A 9396-nucleotide genomic window follows, 5' to 3' on the forward strand; every position below is an offset into this window, starting at 1 on the left:
TGTCAATTTTTACAATACATTTGTACTATCCGTGGGTAGCGATCGCACTCCTGCAAGTGCCTTAACAAAAGTTCATACAGTGTCGATTACTTTTGTCCGACTACTTAGCACTCGATTAAAGGTAAGTTGCCGTAGTTCTTAATAACATGAATTGCCGGAGACTCCGGCTTGGCTTTGAGCCGATGTCCTAAAATCATTAAAGTGCTGTCTATTCCTGCGTGGATATCCACAGCTTTCACTTCTGCTTCATCTAACCGAGAAAAGTTTCGCAAGGACACCACAATAGCTTGAATGCGCTCGGTTCCTAACCGCATTGAAGAAAGCAATTTAGGTAAATCTTCCTGGATGAAATTAAGTTCGATTTCTTCGATATACTGGTTAATTTTAGGCGTGGTATTTGGTATTTCTGTGAGATACATTTCAATCACCTTTAGCAGCTCCTCAACATAAGTACAGGCGTAGTCTAAATTGCCGTGTATAAAGTTGAGAGGATTATTAATTTCGTGAGCTACTCCCGCTACTAATTGTCCCAGACTGGACATTTTTTCGGTTTGCACGAGTTGCGTTTGAGCTTGTTTCAAAATTCTGAGAGCTTCGGATAATTCTGCTGTCCGTTGCTCTACGCGAATCTCTAGTTCGTGAGTAAGTTTTTGTAATGCGACTTCGACTTGTTGCCTTTCGGATATCTCTTGTTGAAGTAATCGATTTTGTTTTTCGAGTTCATTTTCAGCTAATTCCCGACTTTCTTCACTTAAAACTAACCACCAAGCAGCAATTCCTGTTAATAATAACAGCGGTACATACAAGGATATTAGTATTTCAGATATTTGAGTATAATTTAATTGGGCGCTATCTGTAATTTCCCATCTTACCAAGGAGTAAACCAAGGCAAAAATAGCACCTATTATACCAGCTATTAATAAAAATAGTTGAAAAAATTTTACAATTCTTACGCCAATTTTAGGAGATATTCTATTTGTTAAAACAACTTTTTTTAGAGGTTCTATAAAATCTTTTATGGGGTTATTAGAGGTCTTGCAGATATCGTGACATCGAGCATCCAAGCTGCAACATAAGGAACAAATCGAGCCGTCATAAACCGGACAATAAGCGGTATCGGCGAGCGAGTATTTTTGTTCGCAAATACAGCAAGTTATGAGAGAATCGGAAATGGAAATGTGGCAACGATCGTCTTTTCTGGCAATGTAGTATTTACCTTTAGTGATGAAAGCGATCGCAGGAGAGAGAACAAAAGCCAAACTCAAAGAAATGAAGGGAGAATAAGCTTGGGCATAAATGCCAAAAACACCAACAAAAGCAGCGATAGCCACGGCTGACGCGATCGCCATCGAGCCAAATCCAACTGGATTGAAGTTGTACAGATAGGCTCGTTTGAATTCGATGTAAGACGGACTTAATCCTAATGGTTTATTGATAACGAGATCGGCAACTACAGCACCCACCCAAGCGATCGCTACATTAGAATACAACCCCAATATGGCTTCTAAGGTATCAAATACTCCCATTTCCATTAAAAGTAAAGCGATCGCGACATTGAATACCAACCAAACTACCCTTCCCGGATGACAGTGAGTTAATCGGGAGAAAAAGTTTGACCAAGCTAGAGAACCGCCATAGGCATTGGTGACGTTTATTTTGATTTGGGAGATAACTACAAACAAGGTAGCAAAACCTAAAATTACCTCCGGACGAGAAAAGATATCTGCAAATCCTGCCATGTACATATGGATGGGTTCTTTAGCAATGTATGGCGGTAGCCCGCGACTAATTGCCAAAGACGCTAGGAAAGCTCCTCCTAACTGCTTTGCACCTCCTAAAATAATCCAGCCCGGCCCTGCTAAAATTAGTGCCAGCCACCACCGAAAGCGATTATTTTCTTGGCGATCGGGCAGAAATCTCAGGTAGTCTACCTGTTCCCCTATTTGAGCAATTAACGAAAAAGATACCGTTGCAGCCGTGCCAAATAATAAGGGATCGAACGCCGCTTTGCTAGGCGAATTCCCCGCAAAGTTCAGCCAATTGCTAAAGGCATCCGGTTCTTTGTAAAGGACAAAAATATAGGGCAATATCATTAAGCATAGCCAGATCGGTTGTGTCCATAGCTGCAACCGATTGATTAAGGTTACTCCATAAAAAACAAAAGGGATAATTACTAGAGAGGAAACTATATATCCAATTGCTAAAGGCAAATGAAAATATAGTTGCAATGCTTGCGCCATAATTGCGGCTTCTAGGGCAAAAAAAATAAAAGTAAAGGAAGCATAAATTAATGAAGTAATCGTCGAGCCAATATAGCCAAACCCAGCCCCTCTTGTCAGCAAATCGATATCTATATTGTATTTGGCCGCGTAGTATGCGATCGGTATTCCTGTAAGGAATATTATGGTGCTGACAACCAAAATAGCCCAGAATGAGTTACCAAAACCGTAATTGATTATCAGCGAGCCGCCTATCGCTTCTAAGGCCAGAAAGGAAATCCCTCCTAGTGCCGTGTTGGCTACCAAAAATTCCGACCACTTCCGAAACGATTGCGGAGCGTAGCGCAGCGAGTAATCTTCGATGGTTTCATTAGCAACCCAAGCGTTATAATCTCGTCGTTCCTTGACTATTTTTCTGTGATTTACGGGGGGGCGAGCGACCATAAACTCAGGAGGAGAACAAAGGTTGTCTTAACAATAACAAATATTAAGTTAGTTTTTTGTAGCTTAAAACACTTCTACTTTATAGGCACTTTTCTTAACAATTTTATCTTCCTTTTAATATAAATTAACATTATCGCAACAAGCTGCTTGCCGTCATGTATTTTAAATTTGTAGGGAAAATTTCTTTGCGGTTATTCCTCATTTAACTAGGCGATCGCCCCACATCGATCGCTTTGTTCCCTGTTCCGGAATTCCCGGTATCGCAGAGCGGTTTTTCCACCCTAAAAAAATTCCCATAAAAACAGGCAGAACAATTACGCACACTTGGAGACGCAGGATGACTCAAAGCGATTTCTCGCAAATGCAAACTGAAGAACAGACCGAGGAAGTAAACACACCCATAACCCCGACCCCCGCCATTGAAATCCAGGTGGAGGACGATCGCACCGGTATGACTGTAGACACCCTGAAACGGGCTTTTGCAGATAACCTGTATTACCTGCTGGGAAAAGATGAATCCTGGGCGACACCTCACGATTATTATACGGCTTTGGCATACACCGTGCGCGATCGCCTGCTGCATCGCTGGATTAACACGGTCAGAACATACATGAAGACGGAAACCAAGGCGGTATTTTACCTCTCGGCAGAATTTTTGATGGGTCGCCAGTTAGCGAACAATCTGCTCAACTTGGGTTTGTACGAACGCGCCACCGAAGCCATCAAAGAGTCGGGACTCGACATTAACGACCTGCGCTTGATGGAAGCGGAACCCGGACTCGGTAATGGCGGTTTGGGGCGTTTGGCGGCTTGTTTTCTCGACTCCCTCGCCACCTTAGAAATCCCAGCGGTTGGCTACGGCATTCGCTACGAATTCGGTATCTTCGATCAATGGATAAAAGATGGGGCGCAAGTCGAACATCCCGACAAATGGCTGCGTTTCGGCAACCCCTGGGAAATCCGACGCCCAGAATTAACCGTTGAAGTCAAGTTCGGCGGACATACAGAAGCTTACTCCGACGATAAAGGGAATTATCGCGTGCGTTGGATTGCAGAACGGAAAGTCTTGGGTACGCCCTACGATACCCCAGTGGCGGGATATAACAACAATACAGCCAATACCCTGCGCCTTTGGAGTGCCAGCGCTAGCGAAGACTTTAACTTCCAAGTTTTCGATAGCGGCAACTATGTCGGTTCTGTAACTGATAAAATTTTCTCTGAAAATATTTCCAAAGTACTTTATCCCAACGACAACACATCTCAAGGTAAGCAACTGCGACTAGAGCAACAGTATTTCTTCGTCAGCTGTTCTCTACAAGATATCATCACTATTCATAGACGAATTCACCCGAATTTGGATAACTTCCACGAGAAAGCAGCTATCCAACTCAACGACACTCACCCATCAATTGCCGTTGCCGAATTGATGCGCCTGTTGATCGACGAACACGATTTTGAGTGGGACAAAGCTTGGCACATTACCAAAAATACTTTCGGTTACACCAATCATACGTTGCTGCCAGAAGCTTTGGAGCGCTGGCCTGTGAGTTTGTTTGAACGTTTGTTGCCGCGTCATTTGGAAATTATCTATGAAATTAATCGCCGTTTCCTCAATGAGGTGCGTGCTAAATATCCTCGCGACGATGCACGGCTGAGGCGAATGTCGCTGATCGAGGAAGGCGCGGAGAAATATGTCCGTATGGCCCATTTAGCTTGTGTGGGTAGCCATTCTATCAATGGGGTGGCGGCGCTGCACACGGATTTGATGCAGCAGAAAGTGCTGAAGGATTTCTATCAATTGTGGCCGGAAAAGTTTAATAACAAAACTAACGGGGTGACGCCGCGCCGATGGGTTTTGTTGAGCAATCCGAAGCTGTCTGAATTGATTGCGGAAAAGATTGGCAATAATTGGGTGACGCATCTGGAGGAGTTAAGGCAGCTAGAGGGGTTTGTTGACGATCCGGAGTTTGGCGATCGCTTCTCTGCCATCAAGTATCAAAATAAGAAAGAACTGGCAGATTACATTTCCCTCTACAACAATATTGAGGTGAATCCCCATTCTTTGTTTGATATTCAAGTGAAGCGCATTCACGAGTACAAACGTCAGTTGTTGAACGTGCTGTACATCATCACGCTGTACAACTGCATCAAGAGGAATCCGCAAGTCGAAATTTTGCCGCGAACTTTTATTTTTGCAGGCAAAGCGGCACCGGGTTACTACATTGCCAAACTGATTATCAAGTTAATTAACTCGGTGGCGAAAGTTGTCAACAAAGACCCGGATGTGCGCGATCGCATCAAAGTTGTCTTCCTAGCAAATTTCTCTGTATCTTTAGGTCAGCGGGTTTATCCATCTGCCGATCTTTCCGAGCAAATTTCTACTGCCGGCAAAGAAGCTTCCGGAACCGGTAATATGAAATTTGCCATGAACGGTGCGCTAACGATCGGCACTTTGGATGGTGCTAATATCGAAATCCGCGAAGAAGTGGGAGCGGAAAATTTCTTCTTATTCGGTTTAACAGCCGAACAAGTGTTCGCCATGAAAAGTAAAGGATACAACCCGTGGAATTACTACAATTCCAATTCCGAGTTGCGGGAAACGATCGATCGCATTGCTTCCGGTTACTTTTCCCCGGAAAATCCCAAGTTGTTCGCGCCGATTGTAGAATCTCTCCTGATCGGAGATGAATATATGCTTATGGCTGATTACCAGTCTTATATTGAGTGCCAGGAAAAAGTCAGCCAAGCTTATCGCGATCGCGCTAATTGGACTCGGATGTCAATTTTCAATGTCGCTCGGATGGGCAAATTTTCATCCGATCGCACCATTCGAGATTACTGCCAAGATATTTGGCACACCAAGCCAGTTCGTATAAATTTACCAGCTTACAAACCGCTGGGTACTAGATAGTAAATTTCCCCTCCTGTAGTAGGTTGGGTTGAACTTAAACAACCCAATCTCCAATTAAAATTAAATTAAATATCTTAACTGCGCTGCTTACAAACAAGCGATTTCAACATTACTTACCTCTTTTTACTTATAACCATTGGTAGATGATATTTGCAGACGATCTCCTCTATTTTATTAGTGGGTAGCTCGTTTTTTTTCTTTTGACTTTTGACTTTTGACTTTTGACTTTTTCATAAGGGAGATTGAAATGCGGATTGCTCAGATTGCCCCTTTATGGGAAAGAGTGCCCCCTCAAACTTATGGCGGTACGGAACTGATTGTCAGCTTGTTGTGCGAAGAATTAGTACGACGCGGACATGAAGTTACTTTGTTTGCTTCTGGTGATTCGATCACTTCTGCCAAATTAGAATCCATTCACCCACGCGCCTTGCGTTTAGATCCCAGTATCAAGGAATACAATATTTACGAAATGCTGCATCTGAGCAGTGTGTACGAACGAGCGGGCGAGTTTGACATTCTTCATTCTCATATGGGTTGCGCCACCCTGCTATACACTAAGTTAGTAAAAACGCCTACAATTCACACGCTGCATGGGATTTTTACCCCCGATAACGAGAAGCTTTTTGTTCATGCTCGCCGCCAACCATATGTTAGCATCTCCAATTCGCAGCGAGAGCCAAGGCTAAATTTAAACTATGTTGGTACGGTCTACAACGGTATTAACACGAGTATTTACGAGTTTCATCAACAGCCGGAAGAACCCCCTTACCTTGCCTTTTTGGGTAGAATTTCTCCTGAAAAAGGAACGCATTTGGCGATCGAAATTGCCAAACGTTCTGGTTGGAATTTGAAGATGGCTGGAAAAGTAGATTTTGTTGATGTGGAATATTACGAACAGGAAGTCAAACCGCACATTGACGGCAAACAGATTCAATTTTTAGGCGAAGCGAATCACCCCCAAAAGTGCGCCTTGATGGGTGGTGCGGTGGCAACGTTGTTCCCGATTACTTGGCGGGAACCGTTTGGATTAGTGATGATTGAATCTATGGCGGTAGGTACGCCGGTGATTGCGATGTCGCTGGGTTCGGTGCCAGAAGTGATTGTGGATGGCAAGACTGGTTTTATCTGTAACAACATCGCAGAAACTGTCGCTGCTGTCGATCGAGTTGGTGGGATCGATCGGTACACTTGTCGGGAACACGCAGTCAAGAATTTCAGTATGGAAAGGATGGCGGACGGTTATTTAGCAGTCTATCAAAAAATATTGGCCGAACGCTTTGCTGAAAACGGTCACGTCCACCGACATTCTAACTTGACATATATCAACCAAAATCCGAGATAGTAAGCCTCCAGATCGCGATCGCTTTTGGCGAATAGCTTTGGTATCCTCAATACGATGTATTTGAGGATACCAATTTTTTTGATAAAAAGCACAAGGGGAAAATTGAGGTGATTTCCGAACTGGGAGAGGGAACTGAGTTTGCGATCGTACTCCCGCACATTCTATGCGATCGGACTGTCGATCGAACCTAAATAGAGGATATCAACCGGGTAAAATACGGATGAAAGGGGCTGTGTAAAGTCGCCAAGGACTCTCAAGCTAAGGGAAGGAGGAGATCTCGTCAACCCCCTTTTTGAGGTTCCGTCGGAGGGATCTAGTTTTTCCCGAACAGTATTGGAGTCCCTCTGTCCTTGGCATTGCCAACTGCGGCCAAACCGCAGCCATCCTTGGCAGGTGGCCTATTGCGGCTAATCATCCGATAATACCTCTAGAGATATATGACAATAAAAAGGAATGAGTAAAGAGTTAAACTTTTTGGATAGAATTTTAACAGAATGAACAGTAATTTTACTGGGACAACCAGAGGCAACATTTTAATCGTAGACGATACCCCAGAAAACATAGAAGTGTTATCCGCAACTCTTCGCGAACGGGGGTATGCAGTCCGGGGAGCGATTAAAGGTGGAATGGCGATCAGAGCTGCGCGATCGGTTCCACCAGATCTAATTTTACTCGATATCAGAATGCCGGAAATGAACGGCTACGAAGTTTGCGAACAACTAAAAACAGATGAGAAAACTTGCGAAATACCCATAATTTTTATTAGTGCATCCGATGAAGTGTTCGACAAAGTTAAAGCTTTTACTGTCGGTGGCGAAGACTACATCACCAAACCGTTTCAAGTGGAAGAAGTTTTGGCGCGAGTTGAGCATCAGTTGACTATCAAAAAGCTGCAAAAGCAACTACAAGAGCAAAATCAAAAACTACAACAAGAGGTTGAACAGCGCCGCAACGCAGAAGCAGCCGCCGCAGCTGCATCTAAAGCCAAAAGTGAATTTGTCGCTAATATGAGCCACGAACTGAGAACGCCGTTAAATTCTATTCTTGGCTTCACTGAAATAATCAACCGCGATTCATCGCTCAGTAACGAAGTGCGGGAAAATCTGAAAATCATCAGTCGCAGCGGCAAGCATTTGCTGGAGCTAATTAATGATGTTTTGGATTTATCTAAAATTGAAGCAGGCATTATAGCACTAAATGAAAGTAATTTTGACTTGTATCGCCTTCTCGATAATATAGAAGAAACCTTACATTTGAAAGTAGAACAAAAGAAGTTACAGATGAGATTCTATATTTCATCAGATGTTCCGCAGTATATAAAGACTGATGAAAAAAAGTTACGTGGCTGTTTAATAAATCTTTTGGGTAACGCCATTAAATTTACCGAAAAAGGTAACGTAACGCTGCGCGTAAGAGTAGATGATTCATCGCCATCCACCGGGAACGATTTTCGACTTTTGTTTGCAGTTGCCGATACAGGCCCCGGCATTGCTCCTGACGAAATGGAGAAATTGTTTGAGGCATTCGTACAAACAGAAACTGGGCGGAAATCTGCCGAAGGAACTGGTTTGGGTTTAACAATTACCCGCAAGTACGTGCAATTGATGGGAGGTGATATTACCGTAGAGAGTATTTTAGGCCAAGGCTCGACTTTTAAATTTAATATTAAATTTAAAGAAGCCGATTCCTCGGAAGTAATAATGCAACCGATTCAGCAGGTAATTGGCTTAGAACCGAACCAAAAAGCATATAGAATTTTAGTAGCTGATGATACTAAAGACAACCGTTTATTGGTAGTTAAATTGTTGCAACCGATCGGGTTTGAAGTGCGCGAAGCAGCCAACGGTCAACAAGCTGTTGAAGTGTGGGAAAATTGGCAACCGCACCTAATTTGGATGGATACCCGGATGCCAGTGCTTAATGGGGTAGAAGCGATAAAACAGATTAGAGCGAAGGAAAAAGAGAGTAAAAGAGGCTTTGAGGCAGCAAACGGCAAAGAAAAACTTATTTCTGGCAATTATCAGCCCAAAACCATTATTATTGCCCTCACTGCCAGTGTTTTTGAGGAGAGACGAGGGGATATTTTGGCAGCTGGCTGTAATGATTTTGTGAGCAAGCCTTTCCAAAAAGAGGTGATTTTTCAGAAATTAGCTGAATATTTAGGAGTGCGATATATTTACGAAGACTTATCACGATCGACGACGGCTTTTGCCGTCAAATGCTATCCTGTCTCTAGACCGGACTCATTCTGGCGTGAGGAATTAGCAAAAATGTCTCCAACTTGGGTGAGAAAACTATATCAGGCAGCTAATAAAGTTAATGAGGAGTTGATTGTACAACTAATTGAACAAATCGGGTCAGATAGAGCTACTTTGGCTGAAGCTTTAACAGATTTGGTTAATGATTTTCGTCTAGATGAGATCGTGCGGTTGACCAAATTATTGTTGGATAATTCATAATATTTTTAGCAATAATGGAGT

General features: G+C 43.2%; 3 protein-coding genes and 1 pseudogene. 3 read left to right on the plus strand and 1 reads right to left on the minus strand.

Annotated elements, in window-relative coordinates:
• Positions 1-107: 107 nt before the first annotated feature.
• Positions 108-2663 (minus strand): annotated as a pseudogene (locus tag H6G03_RS07450) (histidine kinase dimerization/phospho-acceptor domain-containing protein); the annotation flags it as partial.
• A 361-nt stretch (positions 2664-3024) separates the two neighbouring features.
• Between H6G03_RS07450 and H6G03_RS07455 the strand changes: the two are divergent.
• The 3 genes from H6G03_RS07455 to H6G03_RS07465 all read left to right on the plus strand — a co-directional run bounded on the left by H6G03_RS07455 (position 3025) and on the right by H6G03_RS07465 (position 9375).
• Entirely contained in the window at positions 3025-5574 is a 2550-nt protein-coding gene (locus H6G03_RS07455; RefSeq protein ID WP_190463757.1) for a glycogen/starch/alpha-glucan phosphorylase, read from the plus strand.
• Positions 5575-5821: 247 nt separating this feature from the next.
• Positions 5822-6916, plus strand: coding sequence for a glycosyltransferase family 4 protein (locus tag H6G03_RS07460; protein WP_190463645.1), 1095 nt, complete (start codon positions 5822-5824; stop codon positions 6914-6916).
• Between the two features lie 494 nt (positions 6917-7410).
• Positions 7411-9375: a response regulator gene (locus H6G03_RS07465; protein ID WP_190463647.1), complete on the plus strand. Its 1965-nt coding sequence runs from the start codon at positions 7411-7413 to the stop codon at positions 9373-9375.
• The last annotated feature ends 21 nt before the right edge of the window (positions 9376-9396 follow it).

Source organism: Aerosakkonema funiforme FACHB-1375 (genome assembly GCF_014696265.1).
In the GTDB taxonomy this organism is placed as follows: domain Bacteria; phylum Cyanobacteriota; class Cyanobacteriia; order Cyanobacteriales; family Aerosakkonemataceae; genus Aerosakkonema; species Aerosakkonema funiforme_A.